Consider the following 1,377-nt stretch of genomic DNA (forward strand, 5'->3'; position numbering starts at 1 on the left):
GGTCGGGGTCTCGGCCGGGCGGCTGGCCCGGCCCGACGACGTCGACGACCTCGCCCGAGCCGCCCGCGAGGCCGTGGCGCTCGACCGCGCCGCCGTCCGCGACCACGCGGTGCGGCTCTGCTCCGTGCACCGGATGGTCACCCGCTACGAGGAGCTGTACGCCCGCGCCTCGAGCCCGACCCGGCCGGCCGAGGCCTCATGATCGGCTACTACGTGCACCACCACGGGCACGGGCACGTCATGCGGGCGACGACGCTGCTGCCCCACCTCGTCGGGCACGAGGTGACCGGGCTGTCGACGCTGCGCGCCCCGCGCAGCTGGCCGCAGCTGTGGATCGGGCTCGACCCGGACGCCGACGACGACCCGTTCGAGCTCCCGCCGGACCCGACCGCCGGTGGCGTCTTCCACTGGGTGCCTCGCGGGCACGACGGACTGCGCTCGCGCATGTCGACGATCTCCCGGTGGATCGACGCGACCGACCCCGACGTCGTCGTCGTGGACACGTCGGTCGAGGTGGCTGCTCTCTGCCGCCTGCACGGCGTGCCCGTGGTGCAGATGCTGCAGCCCGGCGTGCGCACCGACCGGCCGCACCAGCTGGCCCTCGACCTCGCCGACCGCATCGTCGCACCGTGGCCTGCCGACGTCGCAGGCGTCGTCGAGGGGGTCGCCGCCGACGACCCACGACTCGTGCACGTGGGCGCGTTCTCCCGCTTCGACGACCGGCCGGAGCCGGACGCCGTCGCACCACCGGCCACCCGTCAGGTGACCGTCCTGTCGGGCACCGGTGGACCCGGCATCGACGACGCCTCGCTCGAGCGCGCCCGACGCAGCACCCCCGGCTGGACGTGGACGGTGCTCGGTGGCCACGCCGGCACCTGGCTCGACGACCCGTGGCCCGCCCTGCTGCGTGCCGACGTCGTCGTGACCCACGCCGGGCAGAACGCGCTGGCCGAGGTGGCCGCGGCCCGTCGACCCGCCGTCGTCGTGCCGCAGGAGCGGCCGCACGACGAGCAGCGGACCACCGCTGCGGCGCTGCGGGCCGACGGGCGACTGCCGGTCGTCGTCGCCGAGGCGCCCGCCGACGACGACTGGGCCACGCTGCTGGAGCAGGCGGTACGTCGCGACGGCCGCGACTGGGAGGTCTGGAACGACGGCAAGGGCGCCGCCCGCGCCGCCGAGGTCGTCCTCGAGGTGGCGCACGCACGGACGGCCGACCGATGACGCCGCAGGGTCCGGGCCGGGTCGCGGTCGTCACGGTCGTGCACGGGCGGCACCGGCACCTGTGGCTGCAGCAGCGGTCGCTCGCGGAGGGTGCCGTGCCGCCCGACGACCACGTCGTGGTCGCGATGGACGACCCCCGCGCCGCGTGGTGGCCGG

2 protein-coding genes are annotated in these 1,377 nt (G+C 76.3%); both read left to right on the forward strand.

All coding sequences use genetic code 11. The features are described 5' to 3' along the window. Positions 1 to 202 (forward strand): hypothetical protein (locus NH339_RS18190; RefSeq protein WP_374208367.1); only part of this gene is annotated, 202 nt, incomplete at its 5' end. Next, positions 199 to 1,221 (forward strand): glycosyltransferase, encoded by a 1,023-nt coding sequence (locus tag NH339_RS18195; protein ID WP_253027462.1) that lies wholly within the window; start codon positions 199 to 201, stop codon positions 1,219 to 1,221. The genes NH339_RS18190 and NH339_RS18195, both read left to right, overlap by 4 nt. The last annotated feature ends 156 nt before the right edge of the window (positions 1,222 to 1,377 follow it).

Origin of the sequence: Aeromicrobium sp. CnD17-E (genome assembly GCF_024124745.1) — a bacterium.
Lineage (GTDB): Bacteria > Actinomycetota > Actinomycetes > Propionibacteriales > Nocardioidaceae > Aeromicrobium.

Coding starts and splice junctions, on each gene's coding strand:
- NH339_RS18195 (WP_253027462.1), top strand. CDS start 199: ATGATCGGCTACTACGTGCACCACCACGGGCACGGGCACGTCATGCGG.